The organism is Streptomyces sp. NPDC048258, assembly GCF_043201995.1.
GTDB lineage: Bacteria > Actinomycetota > Actinomycetes > Streptomycetales > Streptomycetaceae > Streptomyces.
Genome location: NZ_JBICZH010000007.1, coordinates 125,680 through 148,001, shown reverse-complemented (window position 1 = coordinate 148,001; position 22,322 = coordinate 125,680). Strand labels below are relative to the sequence as shown.

21 protein-coding genes and 2 pseudogenes are annotated in these 22,322 nt (G+C 72.2%); 13 read left to right on the top strand and 10 right to left on the bottom strand.

Going from position 1 to position 22,322, the window contains the following annotated elements; all coding sequences use genetic code 11:
- Positions 1 to 180: 180 nt before the first annotated feature.
- From ACGFYQ_RS18355 to ACGFYQ_RS18345, 3 genes are all read right to left on the bottom strand, one after another.
- Positions 181 to 831 carry a hypothetical protein gene (locus ACGFYQ_RS18355; protein WP_393744995.1) on the bottom strand — a complete coding sequence of 217 codons (651 nt, stop codon included), beginning with the start codon at positions 829 to 831 and terminating at the stop codon, positions 181 to 183.
- A gap of 131 nt (positions 832 to 962) precedes the next feature.
- Complete coding sequence (locus tag ACGFYQ_RS18350) at positions 963 to 1,631, bottom strand: GntR family transcriptional regulator (RefSeq protein WP_393744993.1); 669 nt, start codon at positions 1,629 to 1,631, stop codon at positions 963 to 965.
- 147 nt (positions 1,632 to 1,778) lie between these two features.
- On the bottom strand, positions 1,779 to 3,146 hold the full coding sequence (locus ACGFYQ_RS18345) for an aspartate aminotransferase family protein (protein ID WP_393744991.1): 1,368 nt from the start codon (positions 3,144 to 3,146) through the stop codon (positions 1,779 to 1,781).
- 190 nt (positions 3,147 to 3,336) lie between these two features.
- Here ACGFYQ_RS18345 and ACGFYQ_RS18340 point away from each other — a divergent pair, with 190 nt between their 5' ends.
- The 4 genes and pseudogenes from ACGFYQ_RS18340 to ACGFYQ_RS18325 all read left to right on the top strand — a co-directional run.
- A complete protein-coding gene (locus ACGFYQ_RS18340) occupies positions 3,337 to 3,966 on the top strand; it encodes a type 1 glutamine amidotransferase family protein (RefSeq protein WP_393744989.1) in 630 nt (209 codons plus the stop codon).
- The gene (locus tag ACGFYQ_RS18335) at positions 3,959 to 4,501 is read left to right on the top strand and encodes a MarR family winged helix-turn-helix transcriptional regulator (protein ID WP_393744987.1); all 543 of its coding nucleotides are present in this window, start codon (positions 3,959 to 3,961) and stop codon (positions 4,499 to 4,501) included. The genes ACGFYQ_RS18340 and ACGFYQ_RS18335 overlap by 8 nt, the downstream gene beginning before the upstream one ends.
- 200 nt (positions 4,502 to 4,701) lie before the next feature.
- A complete protein-coding gene (locus ACGFYQ_RS18330; RefSeq protein WP_393744985.1) occupies positions 4,702 to 5,139 on the top strand; it encodes a nuclear transport factor 2 family protein in 438 nt (145 codons plus the stop codon).
- Between the two features lie 168 nt (positions 5,140 to 5,307).
- Positions 5,308 to 5,445, top strand: a pseudogene (locus tag ACGFYQ_RS18325) (IS5/IS1182 family transposase); the annotation flags it as partial.
- 14 nt (positions 5,446 to 5,459) lie between these two features.
- Here the strand turns inward: ACGFYQ_RS18325 and ACGFYQ_RS18320 are convergent.
- Together ACGFYQ_RS18320 and ACGFYQ_RS18315 are read right to left on the bottom strand one after the other, a co-directional pair.
- Positions 5,460 to 6,002, bottom strand: a complete 543-nt coding sequence (locus ACGFYQ_RS18320; RefSeq protein ID WP_393744983.1) for a GNAT family N-acetyltransferase — start codon at positions 6,000 to 6,002, stop codon at positions 5,460 to 5,462.
- Positions 6,003 to 6,145: 143 nt separating this feature from the next.
- Positions 6,146 to 6,612: pseudogene (locus ACGFYQ_RS18315) on the bottom strand (diadenosine tetraphosphate hydrolase); the annotation flags it as partial.
- Positions 6,613 to 6,800: 188 nt separating this feature from the next.
- On the opposite strand from ACGFYQ_RS18315, the gene ACGFYQ_RS18310 reads away from it, so the two are divergent.
- From ACGFYQ_RS18310 to ACGFYQ_RS18280, 7 genes are all read left to right on the top strand, one after another.
- Complete coding sequence (locus ACGFYQ_RS18310; protein WP_393744981.1) at positions 6,801 to 7,871, top strand: alpha/beta hydrolase; 1,071 nt, start codon at positions 6,801 to 6,803, stop codon at positions 7,869 to 7,871.
- Positions 7,864 to 9,093: an acyltransferase gene (locus ACGFYQ_RS18305; RefSeq protein ID WP_393744979.1), complete on the top strand. Its 1,230-nt coding sequence runs from the start codon at positions 7,864 to 7,866 to the stop codon at positions 9,091 to 9,093. Before ACGFYQ_RS18310 ends, ACGFYQ_RS18305 begins: the two co-directional genes overlap by 8 nt.
- Before the next feature lie 22 nt (positions 9,094 to 9,115).
- Positions 9,116 to 10,432 (top strand): sensor histidine kinase, encoded by a 1,317-nt coding sequence (locus tag ACGFYQ_RS18300; RefSeq protein ID WP_393744977.1) that lies wholly within the window; start codon positions 9,116 to 9,118, stop codon positions 10,430 to 10,432.
- Complete coding sequence (locus ACGFYQ_RS18295; RefSeq protein WP_393744975.1) at positions 10,429 to 11,100, top strand: response regulator; 672 nt, start codon at positions 10,429 to 10,431, stop codon at positions 11,098 to 11,100. Before ACGFYQ_RS18300 ends, ACGFYQ_RS18295 begins: the two co-directional genes overlap by 4 nt.
- An 88-nt stretch (positions 11,101 to 11,188) precedes the next feature.
- The gene (locus tag ACGFYQ_RS18290; protein WP_393744973.1) at positions 11,189 to 12,553 is read left to right on the top strand and encodes a sensor histidine kinase; all 1,365 of its coding nucleotides are present in this window, start codon (positions 11,189 to 11,191) and stop codon (positions 12,551 to 12,553) included.
- Positions 12,550 to 13,209, top strand: a complete 660-nt coding sequence (locus tag ACGFYQ_RS18285; RefSeq protein WP_388561254.1) for a response regulator — start codon at positions 12,550 to 12,552, stop codon at positions 13,207 to 13,209. Before ACGFYQ_RS18290 ends, ACGFYQ_RS18285 begins: the two co-directional genes overlap by 4 nt.
- A gap of 9 nt (positions 13,210 to 13,218) precedes the next feature.
- On the top strand, positions 13,219 to 14,427 hold the full coding sequence (locus ACGFYQ_RS18280; protein ID WP_393744970.1) for a cytochrome P450: 1,209 nt from the start codon (positions 13,219 to 13,221) through the stop codon (positions 14,425 to 14,427).
- Positions 14,428 to 14,430: 3 nt separating this feature from the next.
- Here the strand turns inward: ACGFYQ_RS18280 and ACGFYQ_RS18275 are convergent, their stop codons facing one another.
- On the bottom strand, positions 14,431 to 16,005 hold the full coding sequence (locus ACGFYQ_RS18275) for an ABC transporter permease (RefSeq protein ID WP_393744968.1): 1,575 nt from the start codon (positions 16,003 to 16,005) through the stop codon (positions 14,431 to 14,433).
- The gene (locus ACGFYQ_RS18270; RefSeq protein ID WP_393744966.1) at positions 16,002 to 16,895 is read right to left on the bottom strand and encodes an ATP-binding cassette domain-containing protein; all 894 of its coding nucleotides are present in this window, start codon (positions 16,893 to 16,895) and stop codon (positions 16,002 to 16,004) included. Before ACGFYQ_RS18270 ends, ACGFYQ_RS18275 begins: the two co-directional genes overlap by 4 nt.
- Positions 16,896 to 16,970: 75 nt before the next feature.
- On the opposite strand from ACGFYQ_RS18270, the gene ACGFYQ_RS18265 reads away from it, so the two are divergent.
- A complete protein-coding gene (locus tag ACGFYQ_RS18265; protein ID WP_393745328.1) occupies positions 16,971 to 17,459 on the top strand; it encodes a GbsR/MarR family transcriptional regulator in 489 nt (162 codons plus the stop codon).
- On the opposite strand, the gene ACGFYQ_RS18260 is transcribed toward ACGFYQ_RS18265, so the two are convergent.
- Positions 17,456 to 18,199: a hypothetical protein gene (locus ACGFYQ_RS18260; RefSeq protein ID WP_393744964.1), complete on the bottom strand. Its 744-nt coding sequence runs from the start codon at positions 18,197 to 18,199 to the stop codon at positions 17,456 to 17,458. The two genes, ACGFYQ_RS18265 and ACGFYQ_RS18260, sit on opposite strands and share 4 nt — an antisense overlap.
- Positions 18,175 to 18,996 (bottom strand): diacylglycerol kinase, encoded by an 822-nt coding sequence (locus ACGFYQ_RS18255; protein ID WP_393745326.1) that lies wholly within the window; start codon positions 18,994 to 18,996, stop codon positions 18,175 to 18,177. Before ACGFYQ_RS18255 ends, ACGFYQ_RS18260 begins: the two co-directional genes overlap by 25 nt.
- Positions 18,997 to 19,180: 184 nt before the next feature.
- Between ACGFYQ_RS18255 and ACGFYQ_RS18250 the strand changes: the two genes are divergently transcribed.
- On the top strand, positions 19,181 to 20,464 hold the full coding sequence (locus ACGFYQ_RS18250; protein ID WP_393744962.1) for an adenylosuccinate synthase: 1,284 nt from the start codon (positions 19,181 to 19,183) through the stop codon (positions 20,462 to 20,464).
- A gap of 73 nt (positions 20,465 to 20,537) precedes the next feature.
- Here the strand turns inward: ACGFYQ_RS18250 and ACGFYQ_RS18245 are convergent, their stop codons facing one another.
- A complete protein-coding gene (locus ACGFYQ_RS18245; RefSeq protein WP_393744960.1) occupies positions 20,538 to 22,136 on the bottom strand; it encodes a PKD domain-containing protein in 1,599 nt (532 codons plus the stop codon).
- Positions 22,137 to 22,322 lie beyond the last annotated feature (186 nt).

Genomic DNA, 22,322 nt, shown 5'->3' with positions numbered 1-22,322 from the left:
CCGGGTCTTTGAGCCCCGCCGGCGCTTGAGGCGCGGGGACGGGGGGGCGGAGCCCCGGCACCTCCCAGCCCCGCCGGCGCTTGAGGCGCGGGGTCCGGGGGCGGAGCCCCGGGAAACGGAGAAAGGGCGGGGCGGGGACCAGCTCCGCGCAGCGGCCCCGCACCCACCCACCGGCACGGATCAGCTGAAGATGATCATCGAGCCCTGCCCGAGACTCCGCGTGGCAGCCGCATGCAACCCCAACCAGACATGCCGCTCACGAGCGAAGGGACTGTGGTCGTACGGAATCGGCCCCGCCGGCTCCTCCAACGACGTCGGCCGCCCCGGCGGAGCCGGCGCGGCAGGCGGATTCCCCGGATCTATCCCGATCGCCGGCGCCACGAACTCCAGCTCCCGCAGCAACCCCTGCGCCGACCCCAGCGGCCCCCCGCCGGCCAGCAGCTCCTCGTTCGCCAGCGGAGCCGCGAAGTCCACGGGGACGTACGCCCCCGCGTGGTCGTAGTGCCACACCAGATGCGACTGCTGCGCCGTCGGCTCGAACATCTCCAGCAGCTGCTCGTAGTCCCCGCCCAGCTCGTCCACCGGCGTCACCGGCAGCCCGCAGATCTGGAGCAGGTACGCCCGCCGCAGGAAATGCAGGGCGTCGTAGTCGAAGCCGGCGACGGGGGCGACGTCCCCGCTCAGGCCCGGCATGTAGGCGAACACGGGCACGGACGGCAGTCCGGCCTCCCCCAGCGCCTTGTCGTACGAGGCGATCTCCTCCGCGAACGGATTGTCGGGGCTGTGGCACAGCACGTCGACAAGGGGGACCAGCCACAGGTCACAGGCCACGCGGGCTCCGATCAGTCGATGCCGCCGATCCGGTCAGAGTAGTGGGCCGAACACCCTCCGCGAAGGGGTGCGCAGAACCTGGTCCACGGTGGGTGACGCCATGGGCACGACAGCCCGGCCGCCGGGGGGCGCTACAGTCCGGCGGCCCAGGCCAGGGCGTGCTGGTTGTAGCCCCGCACGATGCTCCGTACCGCGTCCGCGTCCGCGAGGGTCACCGCGTCCACGAGGTCGCTGTGCCCGTCCCACAGCGCCGCCCGCAGCCGCTGCGGATCGCGCTGGAGGTGCGGTACGGCGAAGACCCAGCACTGCACCCGGATGCGGTGGAGGAACTCGGAGATGTAGGTGTTGCCGACCAGCGCGCTCAGCTCCCGCCAGAAGCGCAGGTCGTAGCCGATCAGCACTTCGAGCGAACCGCTCTGCGCGGCCCGCCGCGCCTCCTCGGCCCGGCGGCGCACCGACACCAGCGTCTCGCCGGAGCCGATGGCGGTGCCCCGCTCGGCGAGCCTGCGGAAGATCCCGTCCACGACCAGCGAGCGGGCCTCGATCATGCCCCGGAAGTCGTCCACGGAGAAGATCCGCACGCGGAAGCCGCGGTGCTGGACCAGTTCGAGCAGCCCCTGGGCCGAGAGGTCCACGAGCGCCTCGCGGACCGGGGTCGCGGAGACCTCGTACTGCTCGGCGATCTGCTTGACGGTGAACTCGGTCCCCGGCGGCAGGCGTCCCGCGAGCACCTCGTCACGCAGCGCGTCCGCGATCTGCTGGCGAAGTGTGTTGCGGGTGACCGCTCCACTGCCTGGCATAGGGGTCCGTCTCCTCTGTAGAACTCCGGACACCATAGGCCAGGCAGCGCGGCCGAAATAGAGCGGTTGAAGATCAGTATGCGGATTTAGTGCCCGTTATACGGACGGAATCCAGCCACCCGCGTCGATGCGCGGACGCGCCGCGGACTACCCGGCCGCGGCCGTGGTGTGGCGGTCGGCGACCGTCAGCGCCTCGTCCAGGAGAGCCAGACCCTCCTTCGCCTCCGCCTCCGTGATGGTGCACGGCGGGACGACGTGGGTGCGGTTCATGTTGACGAAGGGCCACAGGCCGGACGCCTTGCAGGCCGCCGCGAATTCGGCCATCGGCGCGTTGGCGGCGCCCGCCGCGTTGTAGGGAACGAGGGGCTCGCGCGTCTCCTTGTCCCGTACGAGTTCCAGCGCCCAGAAGGCACCCAGACCCCGGACCTCGCCCACGGAGGGGTGGCGCTCGGCGATCTCGGCGAGCCCCGGTCCGATCACGTCCTCGCCGAGGCGGGCGGCGTGCTCGACGATGCCCTCCTCCTCCATCGCGTTGATCGTCGCGACGGCGGCGGCGCAGGCGAGGGGGTGACCGGAGTACGTGAGTCCGCCCGGGTAGGGACGTGTGGCGAAGGTCTCGGCGATCGCGGCGGAGATGGCGACGCCGCCGAGCGGCACGTACCCGCTGTTCACACCCTTGGCGAAGGTGATCAGGTCGGGGGTGACGCCCCAGTGGTCGGCGGCGAACCACGTGCCGGTGCGTCCGAAGCCCGACATGACCTCGTCCAGGATGAAGACGATGCCGTGGCGGTCGCAGAGCTCGCGCACGCCCGCGAGGTAGCCGGGCGGCGGGGTCATGATGCCGGCGGTGCCGGGCACGCTCTCCAGGATGATCGCCGCGATGGTCTGCGGCCCCTCGAAGGCGATGGTGTCGGCGAGGTGGGCGAGGGCGCGGGCGCACTCCTCGGCCTCGTTGGTGGCGTGGAAGGCGGAGCGGTAGAGGTACGGGCCCCAGAAGTGCACGACGCCGGCGGCGGCCGTGTCGGAGGGCCAGCGGCGCGGGTCGCCGGTGAGGTTGATCGCGGCGGCGGTGGCGCCGTGGTACGAGCGGTAGGTGGACAGCACCTTCTGCCGGCCGGTGTGCAGCCGGGCCATGCGGACGGCGTTCTCGACGGCCTCGGCGCCGCCGTTGGTGAAGAAGATCTTGTCCAGGTCACCGGGGGTCCGCTCGGCGATGAGGCGTGCGGCCTCGGAGCGGACGTCGACGGCGAAGCCGGGCGCGAGGGTGCAGAGCCGGGCGGCCTGCTCCTGGATCGCGGCGACGACCTTGGGGTGCTGGTGGCCGATGTTGGTGTTGACCAGCTGGGAGGAGAAGTCGAGGTAGCGCTTGCCGTCGTAGTCCCAGAAGTACGACCCCTCGGCCCCGGCGACGGCGAGGGGGTCGATCAGGGCCTGGGCGGACCAGGAGTGGAAGACGTGCTTGCGGTCGGCGTCCTTCACTGCGGCAAGGGTGTGCGAGGCGACATGAGGGGTCATGGCGTCACGCTAGAAGTGCGCAGGTGGGAAGGGATATCGGCGGACTGTATGGGGGTGGGGGGCGGCTCTCGGCAGTCTGTCGTCAGGCGGGCGAAGTCCCGAAGGTTGACAGCATACTGTCGTCATGACAGTCTCTTGTCATAGAGCGCGACCTGGAAGTCGAATCCCCCTCACTCCGGAGGCGATCACCATGAGCGAGACCCCGCGCAAGCCCGTCCACCTCGCGGTCTACGACACGTACGCGGACTGGGAGACCGGCCACACCACCGCTCACCTGACCCAGCGCGGCCACCGCATACGCACCGTCGGCCTGAGCGTCGAGCGGCCGGTCACCACCATGGGCGGCGTCCGCATCCAGCCAGACCTGGCCCTGTCCGGTCTGCGGCCGCAGGACTCCTCCCTGCTGATCCTCACCGGCGCCTCGCTGTGGGACACGAGCGAGGACCTGGCGCCGTTCGCGGCGAAGGCGCGGGAGTTCCTGGCCGCCGGGGTGCCGGTCGCGGCGATCTGCGGAGCCACGGCCGGCCTCGCCCGGGCGGGCCTGCTGGACGACCGCGCGCACACCAGCGCGGCCTCCTTCTACCTGGCGGAGCAGCCGGGCTACGGCGGCGCCGAGCGGTATGTCGTGGCCGACGCGGTGACGGACGGCGACCTGATCACGGCGGGGCCGACGGAGCCGGTGGCCTTCGCCCGCGAGGTCTTCGCCCGCCTGGACGTGTACAAGCCGGATGTCCTGGACGCGTGGTACCGGCTGTTCCACGACTCGGACCCGAGCGCGTACCCGGTGCTGGCAGCGGCGGCGGAGGCGGGCGATGCGTGAACCCTCGGTCCGAGCCCGGCAGGACCTGCTCAGCCGGACCGCGCTCGGGGTTTTCCGGCTGAACGGCCAGTTCCTCTCGGTCTCCGAGGAACTGGCCCGGCCGGCCGGGCTGACGGCCGCGTGGTGGCAGGTACTGGGCGCGGTGCTGCACGAGCCGCTGCCGGTCGCGGGCATCGCCCGGGCCATGGGGATCACCCGGCAGAGCGTCCAGCGCATCGCGGACCTGCTCGCCGCGAAGGGCCTCGCGGAGTACGTCCCGAACCCGGCGCACCGCCGGGCCAAGCTGCTGCGTCCGACGGAGGCCGGCCGCGAGGCGGTGGCCCGCATCGGCCCGGGCCACGCGTCCTTGGCCACCCGCCTCGCGGAGGAACTGGGCGACGCCGCCTTCACGGAAACGGTCCGCGTCCTGGAACGCCTCTCGACCGCCCTGGACACCCTGTCCCCCCTCCCGCCCCCGCCACCCGCCCCCGCCGGCCCCAATCCAGCCTCGCCGGCGTTTGAGGCGCGGGGTCCGGGGCGGAGCCCCGATCTTTGAGCCGCACCACCCCACCCGGCCCCGCCGACCACACTCCAGCCCCGTCGGGCACATTCCAGCCCCGCCGGCCCCAATCCAGCCTCGCCGGGCACAATCCAGCCCCGCCGGCGTTTGAGGCGCGGGGTCCGGGGCGGAGCCCCGATCTTTGAGCCGCACCACCCCACCCGGCCCCGCCGGGCACACTCCAGCCCCGCCGGCGCTTGAGGCGCGGGGCGCGGGGCGGAGCCCCGGCAGCCCACCCCGGCGACGGGCAACCGACCGCACCCCCACCCCAACTCTCGGCCCGGATCGAGGCCCGCGACTGGCACGGCGTAGCCAAGCTCATCGCCGAGGACGCGGTCATCGAATGGCCCGTCAGCGGCGAACGCATCGTGGGACGAGCCAACTTCATAGCCGTCGACAGCGACGACGAGTACGCGGACGAGAGATCCGTCGACCTGTTGCGCATCCTGGCGGACGGCGACCTCGTCGTCACCGAGGTGGAGATCCCCCAGGACCACGTGGTCTACCGGGCCGTCTCCCTGTGGACGGTGCGCGACGGGGAGATCGTGGGGGCTCGGGAGTACCGGACCAGCCCCGGCCAGGACCCGGCCCCGCGGTGGCGCGCGGGCTACGTCGAACCCCTGGTGGCAGACTGAGCCGCGCGCTCGGCCACCACCTCACCCCACCCTCACCCTGCCCTCGCCCCGCCGCTCGGCGCGACCGGCGGCCAACTGCTCTGGGACGCCCTCACCATGGCGGGCCTGGCGGCGCTGCTCGCCGCACCGGCCTAGGTGTACCTCGCGGTGAAGCCCGCGGGCGCCGCGCACCTGCGACGGCGCCAGATCAAACACACCGTCCCCGAACCGAAGAACCAGCGGGCCAACCGACAGCGAAGGCGCGGCAAGGGCGGCCGACCCGCAGGCTTCGACAAGACGATCTACAAGCGAAGGAACGAAGTCGAGCCCTCCGGGCAGACCTAGCCCTTCGAGTCCGGCTTCCAGTCCTGCGCGAGGAGCCCGAGCAGCACCTCGTCAAGAAACTCGCCCATCACCCAGGCCGAGGAGCGCAGCACGCCCTCGCGGACGAAGCCGTTGCTCTCGGCTGAGCGCAGCATCGCGGCGTTGTCCGACAGCGTCTCGATCTGCAGCCGCTGCAAGCCGCGCACGATGAAACCGTAGTGGCACAGCACCGCGACCACGTCGGTGCCGTAGCCCTTGCCACGACAGGACGGCAGCAGTCCAAGGCCGATGTGCGCGGACCGGTTGTGGGTGTCGATGCCCCACAGCGTCGCGGTGCCGACCAGCGTGCCGCCCTCCAGCTCCACTACAGAGAAGGGGACGTGCCCCTGCTCCTTGTCGTCCACCACGAGCCGCGGGTCCTTCGAGCCGGGCGTGATCGGCCGCCACGGCCCCCCTTCGGCCCGCGAGGCGTTGACCACGTCGTCGTAGAGCTCAGCCCGCAGGATCGGGATGTCGTCCTCGTGCCGGGCCCTGAGCCCGACCTTGCTGCCTCTAAGCATGCAGGTTTCCTACCCGACCGGGTTCGCCGACGGCAAACCGATTAGGCAACTGCATCGGCATCTCCCAGGCCCCCAGGGCCCGGAGGCGCGTCGCCGGCCCCAGAAGATCCGCCGGACAGCAGGCCCTGGTCGGAATGCCCTGCCAGGGCATCGAGTTCCGCTCCGATGGCGACCCGCAGACCGTCGTGCCGACGGCTCAGCGCGTGCTGCTCGCCCCGCCAGTACTCCTCCTCGTACAGCCACACGGGCAGCCGGACGCGGTCGGCGGGCTCCCAGTCGTAGCGGGGCCAGATGTGCGCGTGGAGGTTGGGTCGGTGTTGCCCAGGATCTCGATGTTCACGCGGCGGAAGGCCGGGTCGAGCCGCCGGCAGGCGCGCTCGACGGCCTCGGCGAGCCGCTCCAGGTCGGTGAGGTACGCGGTCCTGCCCGCCCGGGGGAGGCCGGAGAGGCGGGTCACGGCGGAATCGTCGGTCAGCAGTACGGAGTATCGGGGCAGGAACTGCCGGTCCCCGATCACGGCGAAACCGGAGTCGAGGCGGCGCAGGACGGTGGGGTTCTCCCCGCGGTGCGCGCTGCCGATGCGGTCGTGGCGCCAGTCGGCCTGGGTCATTCCGGGACCCTAACCGAGCTGTGGCTGGGGCGACTTGGGCTTCGACGTGCCTCTCAGGTATCCCCAGTCATACCTGAGAGCTACGCGCGAACACGGCTCTGGAGCGTGACGCCGACGAGGGGTCCCGATTTCTAACTTCGGAAGCAGAGAAGGGCGGTGACGGCTCTTCCCGACCGAAGGAAGAGACAATGGCGGCGGGGGCGACGACCGTGGGCACGACGGCGGGCAGCGGCGGGGCGCAGGGAGCGGAGGCAGGACCGGGCGCGGGGTCGGAGGCGGGGTCGGGGCGAAGGGCCGTGTCGGCCGGGCGGCTGCGGCGCACGCTGCTGGCCGCGCTGGTCGCGGCGGCGGTCGTGGTCCCCGTGTCCGCCGCCGCCTCCCCCGGTGTTCCCGCGCCGGCGCCCGTGGTGTTCGCCGAAGGCGCCGCTCCGCACGGCCGGTACGCCGCCAACCGTGCCAGCCTCGCCGAGGCGGCCCGCATGGCCGAGGACGCGGGACGGACCGGCCGCGCCGCGAAACTGCGCGTCATGGACGCGGCGGGTTCGGCGCGGTTCCTCGTCTTCGACGGCCGCGGACGGGGCCGGGCCGTCGAGGTGTTCGGCGACCTGGAAACCGCCGACCGGGTCACGGTCCTGGTGCCCGGGTCCGACACGACGCTCGACACCTACCAAAGGTTCCGTGCCGGGGCCGTCTCCCTTCAGCAGCGCCTCCAGGCCGAGCATCCGCGCTCCGCCGTGGTCGCCTGGCTCGGGTACGACACACCCGGCACGGTCAGCACGACCGTCCTGACCGCCGATCGGGCCGACCAGGCCGCCGCCGAACTGGGGCCCTTCCTCGACGGGTTGCGGGACATGACGGGGCCCGGCTCCCACATCTCGCTCCTGTGCCACTCCTACGGCTCCGTGGTCTGCGCCCGGACCTCGACCGGGCCCGAGGTCACCGACATGGTCCTCTTCGGCAGCCCGGGGACGGGGGCCGGCTCCGCCCGGGACCTGCCGACGGGAGCCCGCGTCTGGGCCGGGCGGGGCGGCGGCGACTGGATAGGCAACGTCCCGCACGTCCGGCTCGGCGGGATCGGCTTCGGTACCGACCCCGTCGACCCCGCCTTCGGAGCACGGGCCTTCTCCGCCGGCCCGGCCGGGCACAGCGACTACCTCAAGCCCGGCACCGAGTCCCTCGACAACCTGGCCGCCATCGTCCTCGGTACCGCTGCCCCCGCCACCACCACCACCACCACCCAGGAGGACCCCCATGCGTAAGCTCCGCGCCCGCTGGTCCGTCCTGGCCGAGGGTATCGAGGCGGCCACCCCGGCCGACCGGGACCGCGCCGTGGACGCGCTGCGGACCTTCGCGATCCTCGGCGTGGTGCTCGGCCACTGGCTGGTCACCGCCCTGACCACCGCCGACGGCGGCCTGAGCAACACCAGCCCGCTCGCGCACATGGCCTGGCTCGCCCCGGTGTCCTGGGTGTTCCAGACCCTCGCCGTCTTCTTCCTCGTCGGCGGCCACGTAGCCGCCCGCGGCTACGTCTCGGCGCGCGAGCGCGGGGACTCGTACCGCACCTGGGTCGGGCAGCGGCTGGGCCGGCTGTTCCGTCCGGTCGCCGCCGTGCTCACCGTGTGGGCCGTCGTGGCGGGCGGGATGCTCGTCGGCGGAGTGGAGCTGAACACCGTCCAGACGCTGGTGAAGCTGGTCCTCTCCCCCCTCTGGTTCCTCCTCGTCTTCGCCGCGCTGACCGCGGCGACCCCGCTGGTGGCCAGGCTCAACCCGCTGTGGCCGCTGGCCGTGGTGGCGGGCGTCGACCTGTGGCGCTTCGGACTCGGCGGGCCCGAGTGGGTCGGCTGGGTCAATGTGGCCGCGGGCTGGCTCGTCCCCTACACCCTGGGTGCCGCATGGTCCCGAGGGGCGTTCGCCCGGCGCGGTCCCGCACTCCTCCTGCTCGCCGCCGGAACCGTCGCCACCGCCGCGCTGATCCTGTGGGGCGGCTACCCGGCGTCCATGGTGGGCGTCCCCGGGGCCGCCATGTCGAACCTGAACCCGCCGACGCTCGCCGCGGCCGCGTTCGGACTGGCCCAGTGCGGGCTGGCCCTGCTGGTCCGCGAGCCGCTGGCCCGGGCCATGCGGCGGCCGGCGGCCTGGGCGAAGGTGGCCCTGGTGAACCTCTCCGCCATGACGATCTTCCTCTGGCACCAGACCGCGATGATGGCCGTCACCGCCCTCGGGCTGCTGGTCCCGGCCGACCTGCCCGGGCTGCACACGGTGCCCGGCTCGATGGAGTGGATAGCGGCCCGGCTGCTGTGGCTGCCGGTGTTCGCCGCCGCGCTGACGGTGTGTTGGGCCGCGTTCCGTACGTACGAACAGGCCTCCTGCCATCCGAAGCCCGGCCCCGCCGAGGCCCCCACCGCGGCCCCCACCACGGCTACCGCCGCCGTCCCCCGCCCCCGGACGGCCACCGCCGTCAGGAAGATCACCCATGTCTAGGGCCGGCCTTAGCCTGGACGACGTGAACCAGCAGACCGAGCCGCCCGCCGAGCACCGCACCGTCCTGCCGCGCGGACTGGCCCGGGACCTGTTCACCCTGAAGGGGGATCCCCTCCCGAAGATGTCCCGGCCGCGCTGGCTGGCCTGGCTCCCGCACGTGATCCTCGGCTACGCGGCCATTCCCTGCGGTGTCCTGACGGGGATGCAGCTGAACGACCACTACGGGGTCCACGGCTCCGCCGTGCTGGGGCTGTCGCTGCTGACGTCCGCGTCCATCGTGCTCAGCATGTTCCGGCCGATCGCCGCCTGGTGGCTCGGCCTCGTCACCGCGGCTCTCATCGCCTGGGTCATCCACGACCACGTCGGTCAGGGACAGTCCTGGCCCTGGACGCCCGCCGGGCCGTTCACGCTCGCACCCCTGATCCTGATGGTCGCCCTGCGGGTGCCGCCCCGGGTGACCGTCTGGGTCATCGGCATCACGCTCGCCCTCTCCGGACTGGCCGAGGCCGTCCTCAGACCGCCGCAGAGCCAGACGATCATCGCGGGCGTGGCCATCCTCTTCGGGTTCGTGGGAATCCTCGGCTACGCCCTGCGGGCCACCCGCCTGGCCCGCGGCAAACTCGTCGAGCAGGAGACCCTCACCGAGGAGGAGCGCGCCCGGCGCACGCTGCTGGAGGAGCGCAGCCGGATCGCGCGCGAGCTGCACGACGTCGTCGCGCACCACATGTCGGTGATCTCCATCCAGGCGCAGGTCGCCCCTCACCTGGTGGAGAATCCGTCCGAGGAGCTCAAGGAGAACCTCGCGGGCATCCGGGAGAACGCGCTGGAGGCCCTGACGGAGCTGCGGCGGGTGCTGGGCGTACTGCGCTCCGAGCAGCCTGACGATCCCGCGAACCCCCACCATCCGCAGCCGACCCTCGCCGAGTTGGACGGCCTCGTGGACAACGTGCGCGGGGCCGGGCTCGATGTCACCACCGAGATCGCGGGGATACGGCGGCCGCTGACTCCCGGCGTCGAGCTCACCGCGTACCGGATCGTGCAGGAGGCGCTGAGCAACTGTCTGCGTCACGCGCCGGGTTCGCGGGTCGAGGTCGGCATCGCCTACGGGCCGCGCGACCTGCACCTGTGCGTAGCGAACACCGCGCCGACCCGGCCGGCCGCGCCCTCGCCGGGCGCGGGGCACGGGCTGCTGGGGATGCGGGAGCGGGCAGGCATGCTGGGGGGCGAGCTGGCCGCCGGTCGCCGCCCCGACGGCGGATACGAGGTGACCGCCGTACTCCCGATGGATCCGCAGGACCTGCCCGGCGGCCCCGTACCCGAGACGAAGAGGAATACATGAGCGCCCCGATCAAGGTGATGATCGCCGACGACCAGATGATGGTCCGGCAGGGCTTCACCGTGCTGCTCAACGCCCAGCCGGACATCGAGGTGGTCGGCCAGGCCGTGGACGGGGCGGATGCCGTGGCCAAGGTCGGCGCACTGGGACCGGACGTGGTCCTGATGGACATCCGCATGCCGGGGATGGGCGGCATCGAGGCCACGTCCGTCATCACGGGCGCCGCCGGAGCCACCGTGAAGGTGCTGGTGCTGACCACCTTCGACCTCGACGAGTACGTGTACGAGGCGCTGCGGGCCGGAGCCTCCGGGTTCCTGCTCAAGGACGCGTCGGCCGACCAGCTCGCGGAGGCGGTGCGGGTGGTGGCGGCCGGGGAGGCGTTGCTCTCGCCGAACATCACGAAGCGGCTGATCACGGAGTTCTCCCGGCTGGGGGCGCCGCGCGCGCCGTCGCGGGCGCGCATCGACGAGCTGACCGAGCGGGAGACCGAGGTCCTGTCGCTCGTGGCCCAGGGCCTGTCGAATGCGGAGATCGCGGCGCACCTGACCGTGGCGGAACAGACGGTGAAGACCCACGTGGGACGGATCCTGGTGAAGCTGGGCCTGCGGGACCGTACGCAGGCGGCGGTGTTCGCGTACGAGACGGGTCTGGTCCGTCCGACGGGCTACTGATCTGCCCCACGTAGTACTTGAGAGGGAGCGCGGGATATCCCCATCAGCGGCGACGCGGACGAGGGCGGTGCGGACCTACGGTTCTGTTATGACCGAGACGACCACCGGGGGGACACCCCGGACGCCTGAATTCCGAGTGGCATCGGAGGTGATCGCGACCCTGCGCCAGGATCTCCTCACCGATGCCATGGCCTACCGGCCGCTGCCGCTGGTGGAGACCCCGGGGCGCTTCGTGAGACGGCTGCCCGCTCCGATACGCCGGTACGCGCCATGGAGCCAGTACGCGGCGGTGGGGGCGCTGGCCTTCGTCCTCGTCCTGTTGACCGGGGCTTCGGACTCGGGGTATCTCGGCGAGGCCGGCCTCCTGTTCACGGGGCTGGTGGCCGCGGCGCCGGTCCTGATGACACTGGTCCGGCCGATCGCCGCCTGGTGGGCCGCGGTCGCCATGACGCTGGTGCTCGGCGCCATACCCGGGCTGGGCGGGTATGAAGCGTGGCCCTGGAGCCCGGGGGCCTTCGTCTCCTACATCGCGGTCATGGTCCTCGTCACCCTGCGGACGGGACCCCGGGTGGCCGGGTGGATGTGGACCCTCACCCTGGTCCTCGGCTTCTCGATGTCGGTGGTGCTCAACAACCGGTACGGGACGAACCTGCCGGAGATGGCCGTGACCTCGGCCATCGCGCTGACGATCGCGAGCAGCGTCCAGATACGCCGCAACGCCAAGGCGGAGGTGAGCGCGCAGCAGGAGGTCACGGCCGTCGAGCGGGACAAGCGGACGCTGCTGGAGGAGCGGACCACGATCGCGCGGGAACTGCACGACGTGGTGGCCCACCACATGTCGGTGGTGGCGATCCAGGCGGAGGCCGCGCCGTACCGGGTGAAGAACCCGCCGCCGGAGCTGGAGGCGGCGTTCGTCACCATCCGGGAGAACGCGGTGGCGGCGCTGACGGAGCTGCGGCGGGTGCTGGGCGTGGTGCGTTCCGCGGACTACGAGGCTCCGGACGCCCCGCAGCCGACGCTGGCCTCGCTGGACGGGCTGCTGGCCAATGTGCGTGAGGCCGGGCTGAGCGTGGAGAAGACGGTCACGGGTGCGGTGCGGGAGCTGCCGCAGGGGGTGGAGCTGTCGGCGTACCGGATCATCCAGGAGGCCCTGAGCAACACGCTGCGGCACGCGCCGGGCGCGGCGGCCTCGGTGGAGGTGTCGTATGTGCTGGGCGGTCTGGGGATACGCGTCGTCAACGGGGCGCCGACCGGGGATGTGCGGCCCTCGCCGGGAGCCGGGCACGGGATCACCGGGATGCGGGAGCGGGTGGCCATGCTGGAGGGGGAGATGACGGCTGGCGACACCGGGACGGGCGGGTACGAGGTGGCGGTGTTCATACCGGTGCGCAACCGTCCCGAGCCGGTGGCGGAATCGGGGTCGGGGACGGCATCGGAGGCGGGGACGCCATGACGATCAGGGTGTTGATCGTCGACGACCAGATGATGGTGCGCGAGGGGTTCTCCGTCCTGTTGAACGCCATGGACGGCATCGAGGTGGTGGGCGAGGCGGTCGACGGCCGTGAGGCCATCGCGCAGGTGGCGGCGCTGCGGCCGGACGTGGTGCTGATGGACATCCGGATGCCGTTGATGAACGGGCTGGAGGCGACGCGGGAGATCGTGGCGGCCGACACGGACGCGAAGGTGCTGGTCCTGACGACCTTCGACCTCGACGAGTACGTGTACCAGGCGCTGCGCGCCGGGGCCTCCGGGTTCCTGCTCAAGGACGCGTCGGCCCGTCAGCTGGCGGACGGGGTCCGGGTGGTGGCGGCCGGGGAGGCACTGCTGGCTCCGTCGGTGACCAAGCGGCTGATCGTGGAGTTCTCGAAGCTCGCCGAGACCCCGAAGCTCGCGGACCCCGCGGGGGTGGGTGAGTTGACGGAGCGGGAGAAGGAGGTGCTGGTGCTGATCGCGCAGGGGCTGTCCAACGGGGAGATAGCCGGCCGGCTGATCGTCGCGGAGTCCACGATCAAGACCCATGTGAGCCGGATCCTGGTGAAGCTGGGCCTGCGGGACCGTACCCAGGCGGCGGTGTTCGCCTACGAGACCCGGCTGGTGACCCCGGCATAGGGTGCGGGGATGGGCTTTGATCCGTGGGATGCCGCGTTCGTCGCCGATCCGTATCCGGCGTACCGGGAGTTGCGGGAGCAGGGGCGGGCGGTGTGGTGCGAGGCCACCGGGCAGTGGCTGGTGCCGCACTACGCCGACGTGAGTGCCCTGCTGCGGGACCGGCGGCTGGGGAGGACCTACCTGCACCGGTTCTCGCACGAGGAGTTCGGGCGCACCCCGCCGCCGGCGGAGCACGAGGCCTTCCACGTGCTCAACGGCAACGGGCTGTTGGACCTGGAGGATCCCGCGCACGCGCGGGTGCGCAGGCTGGTGGCGAAGGCCTTCACCCCGCGGACGGTGGAGCGGCTCGTGCCCGCCGTGCGGCGGCTGGCCGGGGAGTTGGTAGGGCGGCTGCTGGCGGACGGGGGCGGGGATCTGCTCACGGCCGTCGCCGAGCCGCTGCCGGTGGCGGTGATCGCCGAGCTGCTGGGCGTCCCGGAGGCGGACCGGGGGCTGCTGCGGCCCTGGTCGGCGGACATCTGCGGGATGTTCGAGCTCCGGCCGGACGAGGAGACGGCGCGGCGCGCGGTGCGGGCGAGCGTCGAGTTCAGCGCGTACCTGCGGGAGCTGATCGCCGAGCGGCGCGCACGCCCCGGCGAGGATTTGATCTCCGGGTTGATCGCCGCCCACGATGAGGAGGGCCGGCTCAGCGAGCAGGAGATGATCTCCACATGCGTGCTCCTGCTGAACGCCGGGCACGAGGCCACCGTCAACACCACCGCCAACGGGTGGTGGGCGCTGTTCCGCAACCCCGGCGAGCTCGCCGCGCTCCGCGAGCGCCACGATCCCGAAAAGTTGTCCACAGCTGTGGATGAACTCATGCGTTATGACACCCCCCTGCAGATGTTCGAGCGCTGGGTCCTCGACGACATCCGGATCGGGGACACCGACATCCCCCGCGGAGCCGAGGTCGCACTGCTGTTCGGTTCCGCGAACCGTGATCCCGAACGGTTCGCGGATCCCGACGCGCTGGACCTCGTACGGGCCGACAATCCGCACCTGAGCTTCGGTGCCGGGATCCACTACTGCCTGGGGGCGCCGCTGGCGCGCCGGGAGCTGGAGGCCTCCTTCGGGGCGCTGCTGGCAGACGGAGTCCCGCCCCTGCGGCTCGTCGAGGAGCCGCAGTGGCGGGACGGGTATGTCATCCGGGGGCTACGGGAACTGCTCGTGCAGTTCTAGGTGTCAGGCGACCAGGTCCCGTCGGCGCAGGGCGGCCAGTCCGGCGCCCGTGAAGGCCACCGCCAGGGCGGTCAGGAGCAGCAGCGGGGTCCAGGCCAGGGCCTGCGCGCCCGGGAGCTTGGGCAGGTGGGCGAAGGGCGAGAGGTCGAGGACCGCCTCCGGGAGGTTCAGCGCCGGGCCGACCCAGCCCAGGGCCAGCGCGGTCCCGGCCACCGCCCAGGCGGCCACCGCGTACGTGGGGGCCGCGCCGTACAGGAGGGCGGCCAGCGCCCCGATCACCCACACCGCCGGGAGCTGCGCGAGGGTGGCACCCACCGCCGCGCCCACGTCCTCGCCGTGCCCGAGCCCCAGCCCGAGGCCGCCCAGCAGCAGGATCAGCGCCGAGCCGCCGAACGCGACGGCGAGGTGGCCGCCGGCCCAGCGCAGCCGGCCGACCGCGTTCGCGAGGAGGGGTTCGGCACGCGCCGAGCTCTCCTCACCGTGCAGCCGCAGCACCGAGGAGACGATGTACAGCGCGGCGACCAGGCCCAGCAGCCCGGCCATCGCGGCGAGGAAGGCGTCGGTGAGCCCGCTCTGCCCGCCCATCCGCTCGATGATCTGACGGGTCTTCTCATTGCCGCCGACCACGTCGGCCGCGCCCTCCGCCATCCCGCCGAAGACGAGACCGGCGGCCAGGAAGCCCGCGCTCCAGCCGAACACGCTGCCGCGCTGCAGCCGCCAGGCCAGCGCACCCGCCGTGCCCAGGCGTCCATCGGCCGGCCCCGGCCGGGTCGGCAGGAAGCTCATGCCCAGGTCGCGGCGCCCGGCCAGGACGTACGCGGCGCCCGCCTGCACCACGACGGCCACGGCGAGCAGCGCGAGCACCCACCAGCGCATCGAGGCGAAGGCCCGTACGTTCTCCACCCAGCCGAGCGGCGAGAGCCAGGTCAGGGCCGACTCCCCGCCGGCCGTCCCGGCGTCGCCCGCCGCCTTCAGGACGAAGGCGGCGCCGAGCACGGCGGCCGTGATCCCCTTGGCGGCCCGGGCGCTCTCGGTCAGCTGGGCGGCGATGGCCGCCATGCCGGCGAAGAGCATCCCGGCGCCCGCGACGGCCAGCCCGAGGGCGAGCGCGCCGGACGCGCCCTGCCCCGCGAGACCGCCCGCGACGAGCAGCGCGACGCACGCGTTGGCCACGAGGGCGGCCAGCAGGGCCGCCGTCATCGGGGCCCGCCGCCCCACCATCGCGGCGGAGAGCGGTTCCTGACGGCCCGTCTCCTCCTCTTCCCTGGTGTGCCGGATGACGATGACCAGGCTCATCACGGCCGCGAGGACGGCGCCGTAGACGCCGATCCGCCAGGCGGTCAGGGCGCCGAGCGAGTCTCCGAAGACCGGCCCGTACAGGGCGCGCATCGAGCTGTTGGCGTTCATCGAGGCGGCGACCTCGGCGCGTTCGGCGGCGCTCCCGTACACGCTCCCCAGGGAGCCGGGCATGCTCACCACCAGCAGGGTGGTGACCAGCACCCAGACCGGCATCATCACGCGGTCGCGGCGCAGGGCGAGCCGGAGCAGCACGCCGGTGCCCGCCAGTTGGTTCTTCATCGCGACGCCTCTTCGGTGTAGTGGCGCAGGAACAGCTCTTCGAGGGTGGGCGGGGTCGAGGTCAGCGACCGCACGCCCGATGCGGTGAGGGCGCGCAGGACGGCGTCCAGCTTGTCGGTGTCGGCCTGGAGCCGGACCTTCAGCCCCTGCACCTGCACGTCGTACACGCCGGGCAGGTGCGCGATGCCGTTCGGCGGGCCGGCCAGCTCGGCGCTGATCGACGTACGGGTGAGGTGGCGCATGTCGGCGAGCGTGCCGGTCTCCACGGTCCGGCCCTTGCGGATGATGCTGACCCGGTCGCAGAGGGTCTCGACCTCGCTGAGGATGTGCGAGCTCAGCAGGATGGTGCGGCCGGCGGCGCGGGCGTCGGCGACGCAGTCCTGGAAGACCTCCTCCATCAGCGGGTCGAGGCCGGAGGTGGGCTCGTCGAGGATGAGCAGTTCGGCGTCGGAGGCGAAGGCGGCGACGAGGGCGACCTTCTGCCGGTTGCCCTTGGAGTACGTACGCCCCTTCTTGGTCGGGTCGAGCTCGAACCGCTCGATCAGCTCGGCGCGGCGGGCCCGGTCGAGGCCTCCGCGCAGCCGTCCGTAGAGGTCGATGACCTCGCCGCCGGAGAGGTTGCGCCACAGGGTGACGTCGCCGGGTACGTAGGCGACGCGGCGGTGGAGGGCCACGGCGTCGGCCCAGGGATCGCCGCCGAGGAGTTCGGCGGTGCCGGAGTCGGCGCGCAGAAGGCCCAGCAGGACCCGGATGGTCGTGGACTTGCCGGCGCCGTTGGGGCCGAGGAAGCCGTGGACCTCGCCGGTGGCGACCGAGAGGTCGAGTCCGTCCAGTGCGTGGGTGCGGCCGAACGCCTTGTGGAGTCCGGCGACGCTGATTGCCTTCGTCATGTTTCTGAACGTACGCTACTTTCACAATTTTATGAAGCTCGGGAATCGCGTAAAGTCGGGAAGGTGGCGGACGACATGGCGGTACCGGCGGTACGGAACGAGGAAGCGGTCTCGCGCTTCGTGGAGCGGTTCGCCGCGCAGCTGACCGAGGCGGGGATGCAGCGGATGGCCGCGCGGGTCTTCGCGCAGCTGCTGGCGAGCGACGAGGGCGCGATGACCTCGGCGGAACTGGGCGAGGCACTGCGGATCAGCCCGGCGGCGGTGTCGGGGGCCGTGTCCTACCTGACCCAGGTCAACATGGTCAGCCGGGAGCGGGAACCGGGCTCGCGGCGGGACCGGTACGTGCTGCACAACGAGCTCTGGTACGAGACCTTCACCCGGCGGGACCAGGTGCTGACCCTGTGGGAGAAGACCCTGCGCGAGGGCGCCACGAGCCTCGGCTCCGACTCGCCGGCCGGGACGCGCATCGCCGAGACGGCCGCGTTCTTCGAGTTCATGCAGGGCGAGCTGCTGGGTCTGATGGACCGCTGGCGGGCCCGCAAGGCGACCCTGGACCTCGGCTAGGTCCTGTCCGGGCGATCTTCGTGGGTCGGCCCGCGTGGTCTGGTGCGGTGCATCGCAAGGCGGAGCACCGCAGCTCGTACTTGGCCGTACTTGCGCAAAGCGACAACGCGGCGAGGTGCCGTGCCAGGCCGCGCGGGCCCGCGAAGATCGCCCGGACGGGACCTGGGCGCCCCGACGGGACGGGCGCGCCCCAGGCGGCGGGCCGCCGGAGTCCAGAGCACGCCCCCGGCCGACGGGTCCCCGGCCAGCCACACCTCGACGGTGTCCGGCGCCGGGGCGGTACGCAGCCACGGGCGCGGCGGCAGGACCCGTCGGCCCAGCAGGCCCAGGCTCAGCGCCGGGCCCGCGTCCAGGACCAGCACCGGGGGCCGCCACCGGGCCCTGACGACGACGGACCCGTACGAGGTCCAGCGCGCGGCCGGGTCCCGCAGGACCCGGCCCGCCCGACGGGCGGCGAGGAGCTCCCGTACCCCGAGCACCACCGGGCTCAGCAGCACCAGCAGCGCCACCGGCCGGGTGAGTACGGCCGCGACCACCGCCGGCCAGCAGAACATCGGCAGGAGGCACAGCAGCAGCCCGTCCCGCCGCCAGTCGGCGAGCGCGTCGCGCATCTGCGCCTCACCCTTCACCGCCTCGCGGGCCACGGCCTCGCGCGCCACCGCCTCACCCCTGACCGCCTCACCCCTCACCGCCCCGCACGCCACCGCCCCGCGCGTCACCGGGGCAGCGTGAGGGTCCATGCCCCTGGGTGCAGGGTCCACGTCCGGCGGCGCACGGGCCCGGTCACCGCCGCGTCGGCCCGGTAGCGGAAGTCTGCGCCCGACACCGTGACCGTCTTCGCCCGGGCCGTCACCTCCGAGCCCGCGCCGGCACCCGTACGGACCACGACCTCCGCCAGCCCTCCGTCACTCCCCATGGCCACCGAGACCTCCTCCACGGGCCGGTCCACATCCGCCAGGACCACCCCGTCCGCCTCGACCCGCAGCCGCAGCCGGCCCGCGCCGCCGCCCGGCCCCGCCGGCCGGACCAGCGTCCGTACCAGCGAGCGGTACGCCGTCCACACGGACGGCCCGGCCGGGGGTCTGACCCCCCGCAGCGGCGGGATCCGCAGTCCGCCCAGGACCACCCCGTCGCTGTCGTCCACCAGCAGGTCGCACCACCGCGGCGCCCCCTCCAGCACCGCCCGCGCCCCGGACACCGTGGACAGCGGCACGCCGAGCGACCTGGCCAGTACCAGGGACCCCGGAGGCCCCACCGGCACGAGCGAAAGGGCCCCCTCGGCCAGCCCCCGCTCCCGGTGCAGCAGCCCCACGGCGCGTGAAAGGGCCCGGTCGTCGCCCACGATCACCAGCCGTCGTTGACCCCGGCGGGCGAGAGCCCGCGCGAATTCCTCCTGCGAGTCCGGGAGGCAGATTTTCGCCGCCGCTCCCGCTGACAACACATCTTTCGCGATCCGCACGGACTCGCCGTCAAGACGGCGGGCGACCGGGTCGACGAGCACGAGCAGGCCGCCTACCGGCGCGCCCGCGTGGCTCATGGTGGGCTCTGGAGCCGACACCTCGGTCCTTCCTCGGGTAGCATCTTTGTGCAAGAGGCCCTTGCGCTATTGCGCCAGGGCCTTCGTCTATTCCGGGGTACCGGTCCGACGGCTCAGCCTGCGGTGTACATCGTCGTACGCCCCCTGACCTTGGACATGCCCCATCCGGAAGAGGTGTACGCCTGTGCCCGCTCTTGTGCTGCTCGGAGCTCAGTGGGGTGACGAGGGCAAGGGAAAGGCCACCGACCTGCTCGGTGGATCCGTTGACTATGTAGTGCGCTACCAGGGTGGCAACAACGCCGGCCACACGGTTGTCGTAGGCGACCAGAAGTACGCACTGCACCTTCTCCCTTCCGGCATCCTCTCCCCCGGATGCACCCCGGTCATCGGTAACGGCGTCGTCGTCGACCCGGCCGTCCTGCTCTCCGAGCTGCGCGGCCTGAACGAGCGCGGCATCGACACCTCCAAGCTGCTCATCAGCGGCAACGCGCACCTGATCACGCCGTACAACGTCACCCTCGACAAGGTCGGCGAGCGCTTCCTCGGCAAGCGCAAGATCGGTACGACCGGCCGCGGCATCGGACCCACCTACGCGGACAAGATCAACCGCATCGGCATCCGGGTCCAGGACCTCTACGACGAGTCGATCCTCACCCAGAAGGTCGAAGCGGCCCTCGAAGGCAAGAACCAGCTCCTCGCGAAGCTGTACAACCGCCGCGCGATCGACGCCGCCGCGATCGTCGAGGAGATGCTCCAGTACGCGGAGCAGATCAAGCCGTTCGTCGCCGACACCACCCTGATCCTCAACAACGCGCTGGACGAGGACAAGGTCGTGCTCTTCGAGGGCGGCCAGGGCACCCTGCTCGACGTCGACCACGGCACCTACCCCTTCGTCACCTCCTCGAACCCGACCGCGGGCGGCGCCTGCACCGGTACCGGCGTGGGCCCGACGAAGATCAGCCGCGTGATCGGCATCCTGAAGGCCTACACGACCCGCGTCGGCGCCGGCCCGTTCCCGACCGAGCTGTTCGACCAGGACGGCGAAGACCTGCGCCGCATCGGCGGCGAGCGCGGCGTGACCACCGGCCGTGACCGCCGCTGCGGCTGGTTCGACGCGCCGATCGCGCGCTACGCCACCCGTGTGAACGGCCTGACGGACTTCTTCCTCACCAAGCTGGACGTGCTGACCGGCTGGGAGCAGATCCCCGTCTGCGTCGCGTACGAGATCGACGGCAAGCGCGTCGAGGAGCTCCCGTACTCGCAGACGGACTTCCACCACGCGAAGCCGATCTACGAATACCTCCCCGGCTGGTCCGAGGACATCACCAAGGCGAAGACCTTCGAGGAGCTCCCGGCGAACGCCCAGGCGTACGTCAAGGCCCTGGAGGAGATGTCGGGCGCCCCGATCTCCGCGATCGGCGTCGGCCCCGGCCGCACCGAGACCATCGAGATCAACTCGTTCCTGTAGGAACGGCCGGTCACGACGAGAAGGGGCGGTGCGCCGTACGGCGCACCGCCCCTTCCGCGTGCCCGCCGGTGGATCAGACCGTCTGGTAGTAGCCGGTCAGGTCGACGAGCAGGTCGATGTTCTCCCAGCCCTGGTTCCAGAAGTCGACCATGCCGCCCTTGCCCCCGGGCGTCTGCACCAGGTTCGGGACGGTCGCGCCCGCCGTCCAGTTCAGGGCCGAGGAGACGGGCCGCTGCGGCGTGACCGCGGTGCCCTTCTGGTAGTCGGACCAGAAGTTCGGGTCGCCGGTGACCGAGAGGAAGCCCGTCCCGGTGGTGTTGGTGACCGTGGTGTTCAGCGCCCAGCCGTCGACGACGGGCGTCGTCGTATCGGCCTCGAGCTGCATGGGTTCGTACGTACGGCCCGCCACCGGGCCGGCCTTCCTGAGGCCCCAGCTGTAGTCCTTGCGGGTGTCCAACATCCGCATCGGCACCCAGGCGGATACGAAGGCGGACCGGCTGTCGGGGGTGTAGTAGCCGACGACGTCGATCACCACGTCGGCCGGGGCCCAGCTGCCGTTGCGAACGGTGATCTTCCCGTCGGGGCCGATCGGCACGATCACCGAGTTGGCGATGGTCCGGCCGGCGGTGAAGTTCAGGTTCGAGGTGGCCGGAGCCGCCTGCCCGCTGGGGTAGGCGGTCAGGTGGCCGTCCGCCCGCGGGTTGGTGGCGGTCAGGTTGAGGGCCACCGCGGTGGCCCCCTTCGGTACGCCCCCGCGCCCGGCGATCTCGACGCCGAAGGTGCCGTAGCCGGGGACCTGGCCCTTCGCCGTACCGACGCCCTCGCGGGTGTCGACGGCGCGGGTCGGGGTCAGCGCGCCGTAACCGGCGGCGGGCGCCGGCGAGAAGGAGCCGGTGACGTCCGCGATCAGGTCGACCGACTCCCAGCCGGCGTTGAACAGGTGCACGTACCCGTCCTCGCCGACCGGCGCGATCACCAGGTTCGGGACGCTCTGGCCCGCGACGTAGTTCACGTTCGACGTCTCGGCGCCCTCGGCCAGGTCCTTATCCTGCTGGACCGAGATGTGGCCCGGTCCCGTGGTGTTGGTGACGGTCACGTTGAGGACCACCGCGCGGACCCCGGCGGGGACCTTGGCGGCGCCCGCGACCTTCAGGGCCACCGAGCTCCGCCCCGCGACCTTCGCCTTCGCGGCGCCGAGGCCCGCGCGGGTGTCCAGCAGCCGGGTCGGCGCGTGCGAGGTGAACTCGTTCCCCGAGGTGACGAACTTGAGCTCGTTCACGGCCTGGACCCCGTGCGTGGTGTCCTTCACCGTGACCGTGACGGTGTACGAGCCGACCGCGGCGTACTTGTGGTTGGTCTGCCGCCTGTCGTAGCCGGTGCTGGAGGCGGTGGCCTTGTCCGTGGTCCCGTCACCCCAGTCGATGGTCACGTCGAGCTCGGCAGCCTCGCTGCTGACGCGGGTCGTCAGCTCGATCGAGTGCGCGCTGGGAGTCGTGGCGTCCAGGTAGATCGCGAGGTACGAGCTGCCCTGCGCGTCCTGCGCCCGCGCGGCCGCCCCGGCCCCGGCGCCGGACGGCGCGGTGACGACCGTACGGTCGGCGGGGCTGCTGAAGGTCTTGCCCTTGAGCCCCCGCGCCGCGTCCGGGCCGGTCCCGGTCGCGGTCGCGGCCACCCCCTGAGCGGCGGGAGCCGCGGGAGCGACAGGACCTGCCGCCTGGGCGATCCCGGGTATGAGCCCCACACCCGCCGCCACGAGGGCAGCGGAAACTACGAGTCGGCGATTGCGCACCGGCCCCCCATTTTCTGTTTCTTGTGCGTGCGTGTGCATACGGAACAGCGCCCCGGGGCCGGCCTTGGC